At 69.3% G+C, this 18,470-nt stretch carries 17 protein-coding genes and 1 tRNA gene; 7 read left to right on the forward strand and 11 right to left on the reverse strand.

Annotated features, from left to right (window positions below):
• A partial coding sequence (gene ppc / locus MVA01S_RS12035; RefSeq protein WP_082762383.1) for a phosphoenolpyruvate carboxylase occupies positions 1–1,785 on the forward strand: 1,785 nt, incomplete at its 5' end.
• 43 nt (positions 1,786–1,828) lie between these two features.
• On the opposite strand, the gene MVA01S_RS12040 is transcribed toward ppc, so the two are convergent.
• On the reverse strand, positions 1,829–2,200 hold the full coding sequence (locus MVA01S_RS12040) for a hypothetical protein (RefSeq protein WP_003932084.1): 372 nt from the start codon (positions 2,198–2,200) through the stop codon (positions 1,829–1,831).
• A gap of 115 nt (positions 2,201–2,315) precedes the next feature.
• On the opposite strand from MVA01S_RS12040, the gene MVA01S_RS12045 reads away from it, so the two are divergent.
• Positions 2,316–2,389: transfer RNA gene (locus tag MVA01S_RS12045), tRNA-Ile, on the forward strand.
• Positions 2,390–2,391: 2 nt separating this feature from the next.
• The gene (locus MVA01S_RS12050) at positions 2,392–2,796 is read left to right on the forward strand and encodes a DUF6632 domain-containing protein (RefSeq protein ID WP_003932085.1); all 405 of its coding nucleotides are present in this window, start codon (positions 2,392–2,394) and stop codon (positions 2,794–2,796) included.
• Here MVA01S_RS12050 and pgl read toward each other — a convergent pair.
• From pgl to tkt, 5 genes are read right to left on the reverse strand one after another with little or no spacing between them, the layout of a single operon-like run.
• The gene (gene pgl / locus MVA01S_RS12055; RefSeq protein WP_003932086.1) at positions 2,764–3,498 is read right to left on the reverse strand and encodes a 6-phosphogluconolactonase; all 735 of its coding nucleotides are present in this window, start codon (positions 3,496–3,498) and stop codon (positions 2,764–2,766) included. The genes MVA01S_RS12050 and pgl overlap by 33 nt on opposite strands.
• Complete coding sequence (gene opcA, locus MVA01S_RS12060) at positions 3,495–4,406, reverse strand: glucose-6-phosphate dehydrogenase assembly protein OpcA (protein WP_003932087.1); 912 nt, start codon at positions 4,404–4,406, stop codon at positions 3,495–3,497. Before opcA ends, pgl begins: the two co-directional genes overlap by 4 nt.
• Positions 4,406–5,932 (reverse strand): glucose-6-phosphate dehydrogenase, encoded by a 1,527-nt coding sequence (gene zwf, locus MVA01S_RS12065; protein WP_003932088.1) that lies wholly within the window; start codon positions 5,930–5,932, stop codon positions 4,406–4,408. Before zwf ends, opcA begins: the two co-directional genes overlap by 1 nt.
• A gap of 9 nt (positions 5,933–5,941) precedes the next feature.
• Positions 5,942–7,060 carry a transaldolase gene (gene tal, locus MVA01S_RS12070; protein WP_003932089.1) on the reverse strand — a complete coding sequence of 373 codons (1,119 nt, stop codon included), beginning with the start codon at positions 7,058–7,060 and terminating at the stop codon, positions 5,942–5,944.
• Positions 7,061–7,078: 18 nt separating this feature from the next.
• Positions 7,079–9,172, reverse strand: a complete 2,094-nt coding sequence (tkt, locus tag MVA01S_RS12075) for a transketolase (protein WP_003932090.1) — start codon at positions 9,170–9,172, stop codon at positions 7,079–7,081.
• 195 nt (positions 9,173–9,367) lie between these two features.
• Here tkt and MVA01S_RS12080 point away from each other — a divergent pair, with 195 nt between their 5' ends.
• Complete coding sequence (locus MVA01S_RS12080) at positions 9,368–10,309, forward strand: heme o synthase (RefSeq protein ID WP_003932091.1); 942 nt, start codon at positions 9,368–9,370, stop codon at positions 10,307–10,309.
• A gap of 9 nt (positions 10,310–10,318) precedes the next feature.
• On the forward strand, positions 10,319–11,263 hold the full coding sequence (locus MVA01S_RS12085) for a DUF1254 domain-containing protein (RefSeq protein WP_003932092.1): 945 nt from the start codon (positions 10,319–10,321) through the stop codon (positions 11,261–11,263).
• Here MVA01S_RS12085 and MVA01S_RS12090 read toward each other — a convergent pair.
• Entirely contained in the window at positions 11,260–12,246 is a 987-nt protein-coding gene (locus MVA01S_RS12090) for a quinone oxidoreductase family protein (protein WP_003932093.1), read from the reverse strand. The two genes, MVA01S_RS12085 and MVA01S_RS12090, sit on opposite strands and share 4 nt — an antisense overlap.
• 37 nt (positions 12,247–12,283) lie before the next feature.
• Here MVA01S_RS12090 and MVA01S_RS12095 point away from each other — a divergent pair, with 37 nt between their 5' ends.
• Entirely contained in the window at positions 12,284–13,222 is a 939-nt protein-coding gene (locus MVA01S_RS12095; protein ID WP_003932094.1) for an ATP-grasp domain-containing protein, read from the forward strand.
• On the opposite strand, the gene MVA01S_RS12100 is transcribed toward MVA01S_RS12095, so the two are convergent.
• From MVA01S_RS12100 to mptB, 4 genes are all read right to left on the reverse strand, one after another.
• Positions 13,172–14,128: a COX15/CtaA family protein gene (locus MVA01S_RS12100; RefSeq protein ID WP_060941602.1), complete on the reverse strand. Its 957-nt coding sequence runs from the start codon at positions 14,126–14,128 to the stop codon at positions 13,172–13,174. The genes MVA01S_RS12095 and MVA01S_RS12100 overlap by 51 nt on opposite strands.
• 77 nt (positions 14,129–14,205) lie before the next feature.
• A complete protein-coding gene (locus tag MVA01S_RS12105; RefSeq protein ID WP_003932022.1) occupies positions 14,206–14,985 on the reverse strand; it encodes an ABC transporter permease in 780 nt (259 codons plus the stop codon).
• A complete protein-coding gene (locus MVA01S_RS12110) occupies positions 14,982–15,947 on the reverse strand; it encodes an ABC transporter ATP-binding protein (protein WP_040542138.1) in 966 nt (321 codons plus the stop codon). Before MVA01S_RS12110 ends, MVA01S_RS12105 begins: the two co-directional genes overlap by 4 nt.
• Entirely contained in the window at positions 15,944–17,632 is a 1,689-nt protein-coding gene (gene mptB / locus MVA01S_RS12115; protein WP_003932024.1) for a polyprenol phosphomannose-dependent alpha 1,6 mannosyltransferase MptB, read from the reverse strand. Before mptB ends, MVA01S_RS12110 begins: the two co-directional genes overlap by 4 nt.
• 121 nt (positions 17,633–17,753) lie before the next feature.
• Here mptB and MVA01S_RS12120 point away from each other — a divergent pair, with 121 nt between their 5' ends.
• Positions 17,754–18,464: a helix-turn-helix transcriptional regulator gene (locus tag MVA01S_RS12120; protein ID WP_003932025.1), complete on the forward strand. Its 711-nt coding sequence runs from the start codon at positions 17,754–17,756 to the stop codon at positions 18,462–18,464.
• The last annotated feature ends 6 nt before the right edge of the window (positions 18,465–18,470 follow it).

Consider the following 18,470-nt stretch of genomic DNA (forward strand, 5'->3'; position numbering starts at 1 on the left):
GAGCCGTACCGGCGGGCGCTGCGCGTGGTGCACGCCCGGCTGACCGCGACGGCGCGGCAGATCCTGGACCAGCAGCCGGAGCACGAGCTCGACCTCGGCCTCGATCCGTACGCGGCGCCCGGCGAACTGCTCGACGACCTCGACGCGATCGACGAGTCGCTGCGCGCCAACGGCAGCGCCCTGCTGGCCGACGACAGGCTGGGCAGGCTGCGGGAAGCCGTGCGCGTGTTCGGGTTCCACCTGTCCGGGCTGGACATGCGGCAGAACTCCGACGTGCACGAAGAGGTGGTCGCCGAGCTGTTGGCCTGGGCCGGTGTGCATCCGGACTACGCCTCCCTCGACGAACCTCAGCGCGTCGAGCTGCTGGCCGCCGAATTGGCCATGCGGCGGCCGCTGATCAGACCGGACGCGGAGCTGTCCGAGCTGGCACGCAAAGAGCTCGACATCGTGGCTGCGGCCGGCAGGGCGGTGCACGTGTTCGGCCCGCAGGCGGTGCCGAACTACATCATCTCCATGTGCCAGTCGGTCTCGGACATGCTCGAGGCGGCGATCCTGCTCAAGGAGGCCGGCCTCCTCGATGCGTCGTCGGAGCATCCGTACGCCCCGGTCGGGATCGTTCCGCTGTTCGAGACCATCGACGACCTCCAGCGTGGAGCGTCCATCCTCGAAGCGGCCCTGGACCTTCCGCTGTACCGGGCGGTCGTCGCCGCCCGCGGCGACAGCCAGGAGGTGATGCTCGGCTACTCGGACTCCAACAAGGACGGCGGCTACCTCGCGGCGAACTGGGCCCTCTACCGCGCGGAACTGGACCTGGTGGAGACGTCGCGCAAGACCGGGATCCGGTTGCGGCTCTTCCACGGTCGCGGCGGCACCGTCGGCCGCGGCGGCGGGCCCAGCTACGACGCGATCCTGGCCCAGCCGCCCGGCGCGGTGCAGGGCTCGCTGCGGATCACCGAGCAGGGCGAGGTGATCGCCGCGAAGTACGCCGAACCCCGTATCGCGCAACGCAATCTGGAGACACTGCTGGCCGCCACCCTGGAGGCCACCCTGCTCGACGTCGAAGGACTCGGGGAGGCCGCTGAGCCGGCTTATCAGGTGCTCGACGACCTCGCCGCCCGCGCCCAGCGCGCCTACGCCGAATTGGTGCACGAGACACCGGGTTTCGTCGAGTACTTCAAGGCCTCGACACCGGTCAGCGAGATCGGTGCGCTCAACATCGGAAGCCGTCCCACTTCGCGCAAGCCGACGACCTCGATCTCCGATCTGCGGGCGATCCCGTGGGTGCTGGCCTGGAGCCAGTCCCGGGTGATGCTGCCCGGCTGGTACGGCACCGGCACCGCGTTCGAGGACTACGTGGGGGAGGGGCCGGGCAGTGAAGAACGGCTCGCGGTGCTGCAGGATCTGTACCGGCGATGGCCGTTCTTCGCGACCGTGCTGTCGAACATGGCGCAGGTGCTGGCCAAGTCCGACCTCGGGCTGGCGGCCCACTATTCCCAGCTCGTCGAGGACGAGGCCTTGCGGCGCAGGGTTTTCGACAAGATCGCCGACGAACATGCACGCACCATCCGCATGCACCGGCTCATCACCGGTCACGACGACCTGCTCGCCGACAACCCGGCGCTGGCCCGGTCGGTGTTCAACCGCTTCCCGTACCTGGAACCGCTGAACCATCTGCAGGTGGAGTTGCTGCGGCGCTACCGCTCCGGGGACGAGGACGAACTGGTGCAGCGCGGAATCCTGCTGACGATGAGTGGATTGGCCACCGCGCTGCGCAACTCAGGCTAGATTGTTGCTGTCGCAACGGTGGCTAGATGCTTCGCCGTCCCGACTAGAGTCCCGTGCTGCGCCGCATCCGGTCGACTGCGCCGCGGATCACCTGTTCGGTGGCGGCCAGCGGGGAGATCACCGACTCGCCGATGCCGACGATCCGTTCCACGCGGGCCACCACGCCCTCCATCCTGTCGACGACACTGTGCAGTCGCGGCGCGAGCTCGTTGATCTGGTTGATGGTCTGGTTGAAGCGCTCCAAGGTGGCGTCGAGGACTTCAGTCGAGCTGTTCAGGTCCTCCAACGTCTCGCTCAGGCTCTCCAGGATGGTGTCGACCTGCTCGACGGTGACGTCGGCGTTCATCGCCGCCTGTGCCAGCTTGCGAATGCGCTCCGGTCCGGTGCGGACCGGTCTGCCCCCTCTGTCTGCCATGCCGCCAGTATGGCCGACACCATGGACGGTGATGGGTGCTTGTGGTAATACCGTGCTGTGCGCACTTTCGTACGGTGCCGGAACCGAATATCGGCGCGCTGACCCAGATTGGCGCGCTCCTGTAACTCAGTCGGTAAGAGTGGCGTCCTTATAAGACGCTGGCCGCGGGTTCAAGTCCCGCCAGGAGCACGATGACATCGACCGTCTGTTACCGGCTGCTGCGCATCGCGCTCGTGGTGTTCGGCGCGTTGATGATGCTTCTGTATCCCCTGGCCGTGGTGTGGCCGTCGGGATGGGCCTGGCACCACGGAGCGCCGTACGAATCCCACTACTTCATGATGATCGTCGGGCTGTACGTCGTGCTGGGGGTGTTCCTGTGCCTGGCAGCGCGGCGTCCCGAAGACAACGTGAGCCTGATCTGGTTCACGGTGTGGTCGAGTGTGGTGCACGCGGCGATCATGGCCGTGCAGGCGGTGCAGGACAGCGACTCGCGGGGGCACCTGTGGGGTGACGTGCCGGCGTTGTTGCTGGCCGGCGTCGTGCTTGCCCTGCTCGTCCGCGGATCAGAGCTTCGAAGCCGCGGCCTCGTCGAGTAGCCACACCGTGGCGTCGCGCCCGACGGCGCCTGCGGCCGGGATGTCGACCGGCTTCGCTCCGCCGACCGCGGCTGCGACCGCGTCGGCCTTGCCCGCTCCGGACACCACCAGCCACACCTCGCGTGAGCGCGTGATCGCGGGCAGCGTCAACGTGATTCGCCGCGGCGGCGGCTTGGGGGAGTCGCTGACCCCGACCACCATGCGTTCGGTCTCCTTGACGGCCGCGGTGTCGGGGAACAGCGAGTTGACGTGGCCCTCGGGGCCCATGCCCAGCAGGTGCACGTCGAACGCGGGGGTGGGCTCGGCGCCGCCGGCCTCGATCAGCACCTGCGAGTAGGCCTCGGCGGCCGCGTCCAGCGCGTCACCGAACTCGCCGTCGCTCGCGGCCATCGGGTGCACATTGCCCTCCGGAATGCCCACGCGGTCGAGCAGCGCCTCGCGGGCCTGCTTCTCGTTGCGCTCGTCGTCGTCGTGCGGCACGAATCTCTCGTCGCCCCAGTAGATGTGGACTTTCGTCCAGTCGATCTGATCGCTGTGCTCACCGACCCGCTTGAGCAGGCCGATCCCGGTGCCGCCGCCGGTCAGCACGACGTGCGCCACGCCGCGCGCGGTGATCGCCGCCGTGATCGCGTCCACCAGCCGGTCACCGGCGGCGGTCACCAGAGCGTCGGTGTCGGAATAGGTCTCGATCGTCGGGGTCATCGGTAGTTCACCTTGTCCAGTCCGGTCAGTGCTTCGCGGTAGATCTCGTCGGCGTCGAGCCGGCGGAGTTCCTCGGCCAGGCACTCCGGCACCTCCCGGCGGGGCAGCGGCAGCAGCGCCACCGGGCGCGAGGTACGGCTCAACGTGGCCGTCACGCCCTCTTGCGGGCGGCTGAGCGTGACGGTCTCGCTGGCGCGGTGCAGTTCGACCTTCAGCGTGCCGACCGCCCGGGTGACGGTGCCGTCGATCCGGCTGGCCAGCCAGCCGGCCAGGATGTCGAGCGCGGGCTCGGACTTCAATCCGGACACCACCGCGGAATCGATGGGTTCGTGCGGGGACTCGTCGATCGCCGACGCCAGCAGCGCCCGCCAGTAGGTGATCCGGCTCCACGCGATGTCGGTGTCACCGACGGCGTAGCCGGGCAGTCGGCTCTTGATCGCGGCCAGCGGGTCGGGACAGTTGGTGGCGTCGGTGATGCGGCGGATCGCCAACCTGCCCAACGGATCCTGCGACGGCACCGCCGGTGCCGCCGCCGGCCACCAGGCCACCACCGGGGTGTCGGGCAGCAGGAACGGCAGCACCACGCTGTCGGCGTGGTCGGCGAGTTCACCGTAGAGTCGCAGCACCACGACCTCGCCGGCGCCGGCGTCGCGGCCGACCCGTAATTCGGCGTCGAGGCGGGCCTCGGCGCCGTCCCGGTCGGCGGGCAGCGCCACGATGACGCGGCAGGGGTGCTCGCGGCTGGCGAAGTTCGCCGCCGCGATGGCCTCTTCCAGCATGGCCTCGCTGTCGGCGGCGATCACCAGGGTGAGCACCCGCCCGAGCGTGAGCGCCCCGCCTTCCTCGCGCAGCCCGGTGATCTTCTTGTTGATCTCGTTGGTGGTGGTGTCCGTCAACTCCACGATCACTACGGTCGCCTCCATTCCCGGCCGAGATGGTGCACCATCTCGTTGGCTGACGCCGGGCCCCAGGTGCCGGACTTGTACGGTTCCGGCTGGCCGTGCGCGGCCCAGTTCTCCAGCACCGGATCCAGGATCTCCCAGGACAATTCGACCTCGGCGTTGACCGGGAACAGCGAGGGTTCCCCGAGCAGAACGTCCAGGATCAGCCGCTCGTAGGCCTCCGGGGAATCCTCGGCGAACGCGGAGCCGTAGGAGAAGTCCATGTTGACGTCGCGCACCTCCATCGCGCTGCCGGGCACCTTGGACCCGAACCGCATGGTGATGCCCTCGTCCGGCTGGATCCGCAACACCAGCGCGTTCTTGCCCAGCTCCTCGGTCATGGTGCTGTCGAACGGCAGATGGGGTGCGCGCCGGAACACCAGGGCGACCTCGGTCACCCTGCGCGCCAACCGTTTACCGGTGCGCAGGAAGAACGGGACGCCGGCCCAGCGCCGGGTGTCCACCTCCAGGGTGATCGCCGCGAAGGTCTCCGTGACGGAATCGTGGGCGAAACCCTCTTCCTCCAGCAGCCCGGGAACCTTCTCGCTGCCCTGCCAGCCGGCCGCATACTGCCCGCGGGCTGTCGTCTGGTCCAGCGGTTGCAGCGGCCTGGTCGCCGAGAGCACCTTGAGCTTCTCGACCTGCAGTTCGTGCGGGCTGAAGTTGACCGGCTCCTCCATCGCGGTGAGCGCGAGCAGCTGGATCAGATGGTTCTGAATGACGTCGCGGGCGGCGCCGATCCCGTCGTAATAGCCTGCGCGGCCGCCCAATCCGAGATCCTCGGCCATCGTGATCTGGACGTGGTCGACGTAGTGCGAGTTCCACACCGGTTCGAAGAGCTCGTTGGCGAACCGCAGGGCCAGGATGTTCTGGACGGTCTCCTTGCCGAGGTAGTGGTCGATCCGGAACACCGACTCCTCGGGGAAGACGCTGTTGACGACGGCGTTGAGCTCGCGGGCGCTGGCCAGGTCGTGCCCGAACGGCTTCTCGATGACGACCCGGCTCCAGCCGTCCGTCTGGCGGGCCAGCCCGGACTTCTGCAGCTGCTCGCACACCACCGGGAACGCGTTGGGCGGGATCGACAGGTAGAACGCGTGGTTGCCGCCGGTGCCGCGTTCGGCGTCCAGCTTGTCCAGCGTCTCACTGAGCCGGTCGTAGGACGCGGCGTCGTCGAAGGTGCCCTGGACGAAGCGGAATCCCTCGGCGAGCCGGTCCCAGACCTCCTGGCGGAACGGGGTCCGCGCATGCTGCTTGACCGCGTCGTAGACGACCTTGCTGAAATCCTCGTCGGCCCACTCCCGCCGGGCGAAACCGACCAGGGCGAACGAGGGTGGGAGCAGGCCGCGGTTGGCCAGGTCGTAGATCGCGGGCATCAACTTCTTGCGTGCCAGGTCTCCGGTCACCCCGAAGATCACGACGCTGCACGGTCCGGCGATGCGGGGCATGCGCTTGTCGCGCTTGTCCCGCAACGGGTTACGCCACGACTCTGCCATCTGGCGGGGTCAGCTCTTGGCGCCGTCGAGCTGACCTTGCGTGGCTTCGAGAAGTTCCTGCCACGACTTCTCGAACTTCTCGACGCCCTCTTCTTCGAGGACCAGGAACACGTCGGTCACGTCGATGCCGACCGCAGAGAGCTGGTCGAACACCTCCTGGGACTCCGCGGCCCGGCCGGTGACGGTGTCACCGGTGATCACACCGTGGTCGGCGACCGCGTCGATCGTCTTCTCCGGCATGGTGTTCACCGTGTTCGGGGCGACGAGTTCGGTGACGTACAGGGTGTCCGAGTAGTCCGGGTTCTTCACCCCGGTCGAGGCCCACAGCGGGCGCTGCACGCGGGCGCCTGCGGCCTTGAGCGGCGCGAAACGCTCGCCGCCGAGGAACACCTCCTCGTAGGCGGCGTAGGCCAGTCGCGCGTTGGCGACACCGGCCTTGCCCCGCAGCGCGAGCGCCTCGTCGGTGCCGATCTTCTCCAGCCGGCTGTCGATCTCGGTGTCCACCCGGGACACGAAGAACGAGGCGACCGAATGGATCCTGCTCAGGTCGTGTCCGGCCTCCTTGGCCTTCTCCAGCCCGGCGAGATAGGCGTCCATCACCAGGCGGTGCCGCTCGACGGAGAAGATCAGCGTCACGTTCACCGAGATGCCCTCGGCGATCACCGCGGTGATGGCGGGCAGGCCTGCCTCGGTCGCGGGGATCTTGATCAGCAGGTTCGGCCGGTCGACGATCTTCCACAGCTCGATCGCCTGCAGGATGGTCTTGTCGGTGTCGTGCGCCAGGCGCGGATCGACCTCGATCGAGACCCGGCCGTCCACGCCGTCGGAGAGCTCGTACTGCTTGGCCAGCACATCGCACGCGTTGCGCACGTCGTCGGTGGTCACCGTGCGGATCGTGGCTTCCACATCGGCGCCGCGCTCGGCGAGTTCCTTGACCTGCGCGTCGTAGGCGTGGCCCTTCGACAGCGCCGCCTGGAAGATCGACGGGTTGGTGGTCACGCCGACCACCGACTTGGTGTCGATGAGTTCCTGGAGGTTTCCGGTCTGCAGCCGGTCCCTGGACAGGTCGTCGAGCCAGACGGACACACCTGCGGCGGCCAGTGCCGCCAGGTTCGGGTTCTGCGTCATGTCATCTTCTTTCGCTGGTCAGTTGGCGATGGTGCGTTCGGCGGCGGCCACCACGGCTTCGGGGGTGAAACCGAACTCGCGGAACAACGTCTTGTCGTCGGCGGACTCGCCGTAGTGCTCGATGGAGATGATCTCGCCGGTGTCGCCGACGAGCTTGTACCAGCTCTGCGCCACCGCGGCCTCGATCGCGACCCGGGCCGACACGTTCGGGGGCAGGACGCTGTCGCGGTACTCCTTGGGCTGGGACTCGAACCATTCGACACACGGCATGGACACCACGTGCGCGGTGATGTCCTTGTCCGCCAACAGCTTCTTGGCCTCGACGGCGACCTGCAGTTCCGAACCGGTCGCGATCAGGATCACGTCGGCGTCCTCGGCGGGCGTGCCGCCGCCGAGCACGTAGCCGCCGCGGGCCACGCCCTCGGCGCTGGTGCCCTCCAGCACCGGGACGCCCTGCCGGGTCAGGATGAACCCGACCGGGCCGCTGCCGTTGCCGCGGGCCACGATGCTGCGCCACGCGTAGGCGGTCTCGTTCGGGTCGCCGGGGCGCACCACCGACAGGTTCGGGATCGCGCGCAGCGCGGCCAGATGTTCGATGGGCTGGTGGGTGGGGCCGTCCTCACCCAGGCCGACCGAGTCGTGGGTCCAGATGTAGATGGTGTCGATGTCCATCAGCGACGCCAACCGCACCGCCGGGCGCATGTAGTCGGAGAACTGCAGGAACGTGCCGCCGAACGCGCGGGTCGGCCCGTGCAGCACGATGCCGGACAGGATCGAACCCATCGCGTGCTCGCGCACGCCGAAGTGCAGCACCCGGCCGTACCAGTCCGCAGTGAAATCGTTGGTCGAGATCGACGGCGGCCCAAAGGATTTGACGCCCTTGATGGTGGTGTTGTTGCTGCCGGCCAGATCCGCCGACCCGCCCCAGAGCTCGGGCAGCTTCGGCGCCACGTCGTTGAGCACCTGCCCGAACGCCGCGCGGGTGGCCACCGGCTTGGAGCCGGGCTCCCAGTACGTCAGGTCGGCGTCCCAGCCCTCCGGAAGCTCCTGGGCCTGCAGTCGGTCCAGCAGCGCCTTGCGCTCGGGCTCGCGCTCGGCCCACGCGTCGAAGTCGGTCTGCCACTTCTGGTGAGCTTCGCGGCCCCGGTCGACGAGCTTGCGGGTGTGGGCGATCACGTCGTCGGTGACCTCGAAGTTCTTCTCCGGGTCGAAGCCGAGGATCTTCTTGACCTCGGCCACCTCGTCGGCGCCGAGCGCCGAACCGTGCACGCCGCCGGTGTTCATCTTGTTCGGCGCCGGATAGCCGATGATCGTCCGGACCGAGATGAACGAGGGCTTGTCGGTGACCTTCTTCGCCTCGGCGATGGCTTGTTCGATGCCGACCACGTTCTCGCCGCCCTCGACCTCCTGGACGTGCCAGCCGTAGGCGCGGTAGCGGGCCGCGACGTCCTCGGACAGTGCGATGTCGGTGTCGTGCTCGATGGAGATGTGGTTCTTGTCGTAGAAGACGATCAGGTTGCCCAGCTGCTGGGTGCCGGCCAGCGAGGACGCCTCGCTGGTCACGCCCTCCTCGATGTCGCCGTCGGAGGCGATCACGTAGATGTAGTGGTCGAACGGGCTCTCGCCGGCGGGGGCGTCCGGGTCGAACAGGCCGCGCTCGTAGCGGGCGGCCATCGCCATCCCGACCGCCGAGGCCAGTCCCTGACCGAGCGGGCCGGTGGTGATCTCCACGCCGGGGGTGTGCCGGAACTCGGGGTGGCCCGGCGTCTTGGACTTGAACGTCCGCAGCGCCTCGATGTCGGAGAGCTCCAGGCCGAAGCCGCCCAGATAGAGCTGGATGTACAGGGTCAGGCTGGAGTGGCCGCAGGACAGGATGAAACGGTCCCGGCCGATCCAGTGCACATCGCTCGGGTCGTGGCGCATCTGGCGCTGGAACAGCGTGTAGGCCAGCGGGGCCAGGCTCATCGCGGTGCCGGGATGGCCGTTGCCGACCTTCTGCACGGCGTCGGCGGCCAGCACCCGGACGGTGTCGACCGCCCGCGAATCCAGATCCGTCCAGTCGTCCGGGTGGTTGGGCCGGGTGAGAGAGGTGATCTCTTCGATCGTGGTCACGACGCGTTGCTCCTTGGTTCGGCGGGGGTGTTGATCCGCTTCAACCACCCTAGTGTGGAACGCCGCGACCGCCGAGTTCATCCCCACATCCCCGGGAAACGACCCTGCAATTTCGGCGACCGGCGGACGCGGTCTACCATCCTCTGTAGTAGATGCCCCCTGGGGTTGCCGATAGTCGTTTGAGGAGTTGGTTGCGTGAGGATTCGCGAAGGCCACCTCGTCGGCGATGCCGCCAAGGGGCCGATCCGATTCCGTGACCGGTTCTTCGGCTACATCGGGCTGACCAAGCCACGGGTGATCGAGCTGTTGCTGGTCACCACGATCCCGGCGATGCTGCTGGCCGACCGCGGCACCATCGATCCGCTGCTGATCTTCAACACCCTGGTGGGCGGACTGCTGGCCGCGGCGGGTGCGAACACGCTGAACTGCGTCGCCGACGCCGACATCGACAAGAAGATGAAGCGCACCGAACGCCGGGCGCTGGCCCGCGCCACCGTGCCGCGCAGCCACGCGCTGGTCTTCGGTCTGGCGCTGTCGGTCACCTCGTTCTTCTGGTTGTGGTGGACCACCAACATGCTTTCGGCCCACCTGGCCGGCGCGACCATCGCGTTCTACGTGCTGGTCTACACGCTGCTGCTGAAGCGCCGCACGTCGCAGAACGTGGTGTGGGGCGGAGCGGCCGGCTGCATGCCGGTGATGATCGGCTGGTCCGCGGTGACCGGCACGATCCAGTGGCCCGCGCTGGTGATGTTCCTGATCATCTTCTTCTGGACGCCGCCGCACACCTGGGCGCTGGCGATGAAGTACAAAGAGGACTATCAGGCGGCCGGCGTGCCGATGCTGCCCGCGGTGGCCACCGAGCAGCAGGTCACCAAGCAGATCCTGATCTACACCTGGCTGACCGTCGCGGCCACGCTGGCGCTCGCGCTGGCCACCGGCTGGCTGTACGCGGCCGTGGCCATCGTCGCCGGCACCTGGTTCCTGGCGATGGCGCACCAGCTGTACGCCGGGGTGCGCCGCGGTGAGCCGGTCAAGCCTCTGAGGTTGTTCCTGCAGTCGAACAACTATCTGGCCGTGGTGTTCTGCGCGCTCGCGGTCGATTCGGCGCTCGCGCTGCCGACGCTGCTGCACCTGTAGGTCCCCGCCGTGTCCGAGCACGTCTCACCGGACAACTTCATCCGGGCCGAGAGCGACCTCTACTTCGGCAACGTCGTGCGCGACGGTGCGCTCGGGCAGTTCACCCACTTCCGGGACTTCGGGCCGCTGGACAACCAGCTGGTGGTGCGGCAGAACAGGGACACGCTCTACTCGGTGGGCGTCTTCGATCTGGACGCCGGACCCGTGACGGTCACGCTGCCGGATGCCGGCAACCGCTTCTGCTCACTACAGGTGATCACTCAGGACCACTACGTGCCCGAGGTGATCTACACCGCGGGCCGGCACACCTTCGACCGGGATCGGATCGGCACCCGCTACGTGATGCTCGCGTTGCGCATCCTGGTCGACCCGAACGATCCGGCAGACCTGGCCGCGGTGCATGCGCTGCAGGACGGCATCGCCGTCGAGCAGGAGTCGGCCGGGGCTTTCGAAGTACCCGACTGGGACCCGGTGAGCCAGAAAGCGGTGCGCGATGCGTTGATCGCGCTGTTCGCCACGCTTCCCGACAGCCGCGGCATGTTCGGCTCGGCCGGAGAGGTCGATCCGGTGCGCAGGCTGATCGGCGCCGCCGCGGCCTGGGGCGGCAACCCGGAACGCGACGCGCTGTATCTGACCGTGTCGCCGGACGCCAACGACGGGGCGACACCTCACCGGCTCACCGTGCACGACGTTCCCGTCGACGGGTTCTGGTCGGTCACCGTCTACAACGCCGAGGGCTACTTCACCCCGAACCCCGCCGACGCGTACTCGGTCAACAGCGTCACCGCGGTCAGGGACGCCGACGGTGCGGTCACCATCCAGTTCGGCGGCGCGGACCAGGCGACCAACCATCTGCCCGTCACGCCCGGCTGGAACTATCTGGTGCGGTTGTACCGTCCGCGCCAGGAGATCCTCGACGGGTCCTGGAGCTTCCCGACCGCCCAGCCGGTCTAGGGGATCAGCACCACCGAGCCGACCGTCTTGCGGCCCTGCAGATCGCGGTGGGCCTGCTCGGCTTCGCGCAGCGCGTACCGGTTGCTGATGGTGACCTCCAGGGTGCCGTCGGCGATCGCGGTGAGCAATTCGCCTGCGCGCCAAGCGAATTCGTCCGGGGTTCGGGTGTGGTGCGCCAGGGTCGGGCGGGTGAGGAAGACCGATCCGGCCGTGTTGAGCCGCTGCGGGTCGACGGGCGGAACCGGGCCGCTGGCGGCGCCGAACAGTGCCAGGGTGCCGCGGACGGCGAGGCTGGCCAGACTGGCTTCGAACGTCGACGCGCCGACGCCGTCGTACACCGCGGCGACCCCGTCACCGTCGGTGAGCTCGCGGATGCGCCGGCCGAAGTCCGCGGCACCTGCTTCGTCCTGGCCGGGGTAGTCGAGCACCTCGACCGCCCCGGCGCGGCGAGACAGCTCGGCCTTCTCGGGGGTGGACACGGTGGTGATGACCGACGCCGCCAGGCTGGTCGCCCACTGCGTCAGGATCAGGCCGACACCGCCGGCGCCGGCGTGGACCAGCAGCGCATCGCCCTGCTGCACCGGGTAGGTCGACTTGATCAAATAGTGCGCCGTCATGCCCTTCAACATCGCGGAGGCGGCCACCTCCGGCGTCACGCCGTCAGGCACATACGCGACGAAATCCGCAGGTGCCACTGCATATTCGGCGTAGGCGCCGAGTGCCTTGTCGGTCACCACGCGGTCGCCGACGTTCAGCGCCGCCACCTCGTCGCCGACGGCCTCGATGATGCCGCACACCTCGTTGCCGACGATGAACGGCACCTCGCGTGGGTACAGGCCGGACCGGAAGTAGGTGTCGATGAAGTTCACGCCGATGGCCTCGGCCCTGATCAGCACCTGATCGGGACCCGGGACGGGTTGGGGCTTCTCGACGAAGGACAGGACCTCGGGTCCGCCGGTCTCGGCGACTTCGATGACGTACATGGCGACCATCATGCCCCTCGCTAGGATCTGTGCTGCCATGAAACTGGAACGCCCCGACGTATTCCACCCGCGCATCGTGCTCGCCGGCTGCCCGGCGTTACCCGAGGGCGACGGTGACGACGCCGGCCTCGTCGCCGCGTTGCGGGCCCGCGGCCTGCATGCGCGGTGGTCGTCCTGGGACGATCCCGCCACCTTGGACGCCGACCTGGTGATCCTGCGCGCGGCGTGGGATTACACCGACCGGCTCGACGAGTTCCTCGACTGGACGCGCCAGGTCCCGCACCTGCTCAATGCGCCGCAGGTGGTGGCCTGGAACGCCGACAAGCGGTACCTGGCAGACCTGTCGGAGGCAGGGGTGCCGACGGTGCCCGGGGCGTTCTTCGCGCCGGGGGAGCAGGCGCACATCCCGTCCGGCGAGGTCGTGGTCAAGCCCGCGGTCGGTGCGGGTTCGGTTGGCGCGCAGCGGTTCACCGATCCGCAGCGGGCCCGTGCGCACGTCGATTCGCTGCACGCGCGCGGCCGCACCGCGCTGGTGCAGCCCTACGACGAACGGATCAGCGCCGGGGAGACCGCGCTGGTGTTCCTCGGCGGTGCGCAGTCGCATGCGTTCACCAAGGGCCCGATGCTGCCGCCGCCGGGGGAGTCGCCCGCACTCGACGAATCCGGCACCTACGCCGAGGAACGGCTGCAGGCGGCCGACCCCGATTTCGAGCTGTGGGACCTCGGGCACGCCGCGCTGGCCGCGGCGGCAGACCGGTGCGGTCTGCAGGCCTCGGAGCTGCTCTATGCCCGGGTCGACATCATCGGCGGGGGCGACGACCCGCGGCTGCTGGAACTGGAACTGATCGAGCCGTCACTGGGCTGGCGTCAGCTCGTCGGGCCCGAGCGCAGCCGGCAGGAGCGCCGGTTCGCGCTCGCGGTCGAGTCAGCGCTGGAGCGGTTCGGGCTCGGCCCGTTCGCGCATCGACGCCCATAGCGCCGCAGTCGCCGCCGTGCAGGCCGCCGCACCCGCGACGTGCAGGGCCACCAACGCCTCGGGCACCCCGGTGAAGAACTGGATGGTGCCCAGCAGGCCCTGCGCGGCGACCAGCACGACCACCACAGCGAGCCGTTTCATCACGTCGCGGGACGCGCGTGCGGTCAGCAGGCCGAAGCCCAGACCCACCAGCAGCGACAGATACGCCACCAGCAGTGACGAGTGCATGTGCACCAGCGTGGTGATCTCGACCTCCAGCCGGGGCACCGGCCGGTCCGGGCTCTTGTCCCCGGCGTGCGGGCCGGCCCCTGTCACCATGGTTCCGGTGACCAGTACCGCGGCCAGCGTCAGCGCCGACAGCACGGTCAGCTGCCGCAGCGGCTTCGGCACCCGCGTGACGACCACACCGTCGTCCGGCTCGCCGATCTTGACGAAGAGCAGCACGGCGAGCCAGACCATGGCCATCGACACCAGCAGGTGGACCGCCACGGTCCACCACAGCAGTCCGGTGAGCACGGTGATGCCGCCGATGATCGCCTGCGCCACCGTCGACGCCGGCATCAGCCACGCGTAGACCAGCACCTCGCGACGGCGCCGGGCGCGGGTGACCGCCAGCACCGCGGCGGCCGCGGTGAGCACCACCAGGAAGGTCAGCAGGCGGTTGCCGAACTCCACGGCCTGGTGGATGCCGGCGACTTCGGCGTGCGGGACCGGGGTGAAGCTGCCGGGGAAGCACTGCGGCCAGGTCGGGCAGCCGAGGCCGGACGCGGTGACGCGCACGATCGCTCCGGTGACGGCGATGCCGCCCTGGGTCAGGATCACGGCCGCGGCGATGAGACGCTGTACCCGAAGGCTCGGCTCGGGAAGCAGATCGACGAGCCGCAGGAAAAGTCGTCCGACGGGCACGCTCCGATGGTAGAGCCTCGGTAACTACACCTCGTAGTAGGGGCGGGTGACCGGGATCATGCCCTCCGGCGAACTGCTCAGGTGAAGCGGAACCAGCGCAGCGCGCACAGCGCCGCGACGGCGCCCCACACGGCCAGCACGGCCAGGCCGAGCCAGTCCACCGACAGCGTCATCGCCTGCGACAGCGCCTCGGTCAACGCGCCCGACGGGGTCAGCCGCGCCACCCACTGCACGGCCGAGGGCACCATGCCGCCCTCCAGCGTGAGCGCGCCCAGAGCGGCGAAGACGAACCAGAGCAGGTTCGCCAACGCGAGCACGATCTCGGCGCGCAGCGTGCCGCCGAGCAGCAGACCCAGCGCCGCGAAGACCACCGTGCCCAGCGCGATGATCGCCGCGCCGAGCGCCAGGCCCGCCAGCGGAGGTCGCCAGCCGAGCGCGAACCCGATGGCCCCGAACAGGATCGACTGCAGGATGACCACGGTGATCACCGCCAGCGACTTGCCGGCGATGATGCCCCACACCGGCAGCGCGGTCGCCCCGAGTCGCTTCAGCGCCCCGTAGCGGCGGTCGAACGCGACCGCGATCGCCTGACCGGTGAACGCCGTGGAGATCACCGCGAGCGCCATGATGGCCGGCACGAACGTCCCCGCGCGGTCCGGTCCGAAGGAGCCCAGCGGCAGCAGGGTCAGCCCGACCAGCAGCGTGATCGGGATGAACATGGTCAGCAGCAGCTGCTCGCCGTTGCGCAGCAGCAGCCGCAGCTCCAGGCTGGACTGCGCGCGCAGCATCTTCGGGATCGGGGCCGGGCGCGGGTCGGGGGTGAAGGTGCCCGGCGCGAACCGGTTGGCGCTGGTCATTTCCGTAGCTCCCGCCCGGTGAGTTCGAGGAAGACGTCTTCCAGGCTGCGCTGCTCCACCCGCATGTCGGTGGCCAGCACGTCCAGCCGCGCGCACCATGCGGTGACGGTGGCCAGCACCTGCGGGTCGATGTGGCCCTCGACCAGGTACTCGCCCGGCGCGGTCTCAGCCGCCCGGTAGTCCTCGGGCAGCGCGGCGACCAGCAGCGACAGATCGAGCATCCGGGGAGCGCGGAAGCGCAACTGGTTCTCCGCGCCGCTGCGCATCAGCTCGGCCGGGGTTCCGGTGGCGACGGCCGCACCGTGGTCGATGATCAGAATCCGGTCGGCCAGTTCCTCGGCCTCCGCGAGTTGGTGGGTGGTCAGCACCACCGTCACCCCGTCGCGGCGCAACGCGTCGATCAACTCCCACACCACGATCCGCGCGTGTGCGTCCATGCCGGCGGTCGGTTCGTCGAGAAACACCAGTTCGGGACGGCCCACCACCGCGCAGGCGAGCGCGAGCCGCTGCTGCTGCCCGCCGGAGAGCCGACGGTAGGTGGTGCGCGCCGAATCGGTCAGTCCCAGCGTGTCCAGCAGCCACTTCGGGTCCAGCGGATCGGCGGCGTAGGAGGCGACGAGATCGAGCATCTCGCCGGCCCGGGCCGCCGGATAGGCGCCGCCGCCCTGCAGCATCACCCCGGTGCGGGCGCGCACCTGGGCGTTGTCGGCGACCGGGTCGAGGCCCAGGATCCTGATCGAACCGGAGTCGGGCTTGAGGAAGCCCTCGCACATCTCGACGGTCGTCGTCTTGCCCGCGCCGTTGGGGCCCAGCAGCGCGAAGACCTCGGCGGCCTGAACATCGAGGTCGAGGGAGTCCACAGCGGTCGTCGCCCCGTACTTCTTGCTGACCCCGCGTAACTGGACGGGGGCCGACGAGCGCTCGCGGGAGGAGCCGAGGGCACCGGACGGCGGGGAGGTCACGGGGACTCAGCGTAGGCGTCGGGCTTGGGGCTCGGTGGCGGCGGTGGCGCTGACGGGTCATCCGCAGGCTCCTCCGCCCGCACCCGCCACGGCAACCTGCGGTAGGTCAGCGTCATCAGGATGAGCAGGATCACCGTGCTGGCCACGGTGGCCATCGCGATCTGGAACAGCGTGAACCTGTCTCCGTTGGCGGTGGGGCCGAAGATGCCGACGATCAGCGTGACGGCGATGGCCGCGGCGCGGAACCGCGGCCGGGTGGCCCAGGTGGCCAGCGGGATGATGGCCCACAGCACGTACCAGGGCTGCACGACCGGGAAAAGCAGCAAGGTGGCGCCGAGCGCAACGCCGAGCCCGCCGACCGGGTGCAGCCGGCCCCGCAACACGGCGAACAGCAGCCACAGCACGATGACCGCGATCAACGTCACACCCATCGCGCGGGTCAGCGCCAGCACCGCGGTGGTGTGGTCGCCGAGTCCGAGCAGAATCCCGACCTGGCCCGTGCCCAGCGCCAGCAGTGTCGGCGGGGACATCCAGCTGCGCACCACGTTGGCGGTGCCGAGGGTGAACAACCAGCCGAAGCCGAGCCCGCTGGCCCAGCCGATCAGCGCCATCACCGCCAGCGACACCAGCCCCAGCGAGGTGCTCGCGACCAGGAAGGCCTTGACCGTCCCGCCCCAGCGGTTGGCCAGGGCCATCGCGACGAAACCGAGCGCGAGCAGCGAGGGCAGCTTCACCTGCGAGGACAGCGTGATCAGCACCGCGCCGGCGATCAGCATCGCCAGCGGATACCAGCGGAGCCACTCCTCGCGGCCGTGCGGCCAGGTCAGGGGCCGGGGGATCAGTGGCGTGGCGGCGTCGACCCCGCGCAGCGCCAACTCGGTGCCGGCCAGCATCAGCCCCAGCATCAGCGCCTCGTTGTGGATGCCGGCCACCAGGTGCATGAACAGCAGCGGGTTGGCCGGGCCCAGCCACAGCGCGCTGACCTCGGCGACACCGCAGCGGCGTGCCAGGCGCGGGGTGGCCCAGACGATCAGGCCGACGCCCAGCAACACGACGAGGCGGTGGAAGAGCACGGCCTCGACGATGTTCTCCCCGGTCAGGCGCGAGATGCCGCGTCCGATCCACAGGAACAGGGGTCCGTAGGGGGCGGGGGTCTCCCGCCACATGCTCGGCACCGACAGCGTGAACACATGGTCCAGACCCAGCCCGGTCGCTGGGCCCACCTCGTAGGGATCGTTGCCCTGCAGGGAGATCTCGCTCTGCGCCAGGTAGGAGTAGACGTCCTTGCTGTACATCGGCGGGGCGAGAAGCAGGGGTAACGCCCACAGCATCAGCGTGCGGTCGAGTTGGCTGCGCGTCATCTTCCGCGGACCGAGCGCGAAGCGGCCGAGCATCAGCCATGCCAGCGTCATCATCACCGCGCCGGTGGTGGTCATGGTCAGCGACACCGTCTGGATCCGCGACGGCAGGTTGAGCAGTCGGACGCCGAACGTGGGGTCCTGCACGACCGGCCGCGCTCCCGCGCCGAGGGCGCCGATCGCCATCAGCACGGTGCCGGTGGCGCCGAAGAGCCGGGTGCGCCGCATCGCGACGAACTCGGCGGCGTTCAGTGGGTTGCCGACGGTCCGCTCGTCGCCGTGCAAGCGCGCGATCGACGAGCTGAGAGAGTGTCGGCGGGCTGCCACGATGGCAGCGTAGCGGGCGGATATTCCCCGGCGGCCGGGGTGACGGCATGTGAGAAACGCGACGGTCCGGCTAAGGGTGCCCTTGGTGGACCAGGTCAGGGAATTGCGTCACACTGGTGTTGTGAAAATCCGTCCGCAGAGTTCGGAGGCGCCTGTCTCGGCGTCCCCGCATGCTGCCGACGGTCACACCAGGGGAGCGATCATCAAGTTGCTGCTCGAATCGGGTCCGATCACCGCGGGCCGGATCGGGGAGCGGCTCGGGCTGTCCGCCGCGGGTGTGCGCAGACATCTCGACGCGCTCATCGACGCCGGTGAGGCCCAGGCCAATGCCGCGGCTGCCTGGCAGCACGCGGGCCGGGGCAGACCGGCCAAGCGCTACCAGCTCACCGCGGCCGGCCGGGCGAAACTCGAGCACACCTACGACGATCTCGCCTCGGCGGCCATGCGCCAACTCCGGGAGATCGGCGGGGACGACGCGGTGCGCACGTTCGCCCGTCGCCGCATCGAAACGATCCTGGCCGGAGTTGACCCGGTCGGCGAGGCGGCCTCCGACGGTGACATCGAGGCCGCCGCCGACGGGATCGCCGAGGCGTTCAGCAGCGCCGGGTATGCGACCACCACCGCCAGGGTGGGCGGTCCGCTGCGCGGCGTACAGATCTGCCAGCATCATTGCCCGGTCTCGCACGTCGCCGAGCAGTTCCCCGAGTTGTGTGAGGCCGAACAGCAGGCGATGTCCGAGGTGCTGGGCACGCACGTGCAACGGCTCGCGACCATCGTCAACGGCGACTGTGCCTGTACCACCCACGTGCCGCTGGTACCGGCCGAACGCTGACAACGA

It is taken from the genome of Mycolicibacterium vaccae NBRC 14118 = CIP 105934 (assembly GCF_001552715.1).
Classification (GTDB): domain Bacteria; phylum Actinomycetota; class Actinomycetes; order Mycobacteriales; family Mycobacteriaceae; genus Mycobacterium; species Mycobacterium vaccae.